Here is an 861-nt window from a genome sequence, read left to right on the forward strand (position 1 = left end):
GCGTTGCAGCGGCTGCGGTTCGGTCTGGCCACGCAGGGCGTTGTCATGCAGCGTGACGCCGACGGCTTCATCCGAGCGGCGACGCCGTCGGGAGACCCGGTTTTCGTTTCTGACGGCGCCCGAATGTGGGACAAACCGCAGACGCCCGGCTTGGCGCCATCGCAGCGGATGCGGGCGCTGAAGGCCGATCCGGCGGCAGTGAGTCTGCCGCAGGACCCGGAGCCCCGTCGAGTCGAGGATCTGCCGGTGCACCTGGACGGTGCGTCGCTGACGGTCGTGCCGTCGCAGCAGATGCTGACCGATCCCGCCACGGTGTATCCGGTCTCGATCGATCCGGGATTCAACGGCGGCAAGGAGATCTGGACGCACGTCAGCCGTAAGAATCCCACCAAGTCGTACTGGAGTGACAAGTCGACGCGTGGTGACATGCGGGTGGGCCAGGTGTGGCACGGTTCCTCGGACGACGACTGGCGCACGATCGTGCAGTTCGACGTGACGAAGCTCAAGGACGCCACGATCAAGAGGGCGGCCGTGCTGGTCAACGTGCGGCACAGCGCCAATTGCTCGCCGTCGCCGTTCCAGCTGTGGCGTACCAACCGGGTCGAGAAGTCAGCGTCGGTGACGTGGAACAGCACGAAGGGCAAGTGGTGGAAGTCGCTGGGCCAGGTCAACGCGACCGCGAACAAGAGCGCTTGCCCGAAGGGCAATGACGAGGTCAGGTTCGCCCAGACAGCGGTCAGGGATGCCTTCCAGGATGCGACGGCGAGCAGCACGATCACCCTGGCGTTCCGGGCCAAGAGCGAGTCCGACGAGTTCCAGTGGAAGAAGCTGGTGCCGGACTCGGCGTACCTCGACATTTTT

At 65.3% G+C, this 861-nt stretch carries 1 protein-coding gene and 1 pseudogene; one reads left to right on the forward strand and one right to left on the reverse strand.

Annotated elements, in window-relative coordinates; all coding sequences use genetic code 11:
- A partial coding sequence (locus tag DMB66_RS65120; protein WP_233625635.1) for a hypothetical protein occupies positions 1-252 on the reverse strand: 252 nt, incomplete at its 3' end.
- Here DMB66_RS65120 and DMB66_RS60045 point away from each other — a divergent pair.
- Positions 247-861 (forward strand): annotated as a pseudogene (locus tag DMB66_RS60045) (hypothetical protein); the annotation flags it as partial. The gene DMB66_RS65120 and the pseudogene DMB66_RS60045 sit on opposite strands and share 6 nt — an antisense overlap.

It is taken from the genome of Actinoplanes sp. ATCC 53533, from assembly GCF_003947245.1.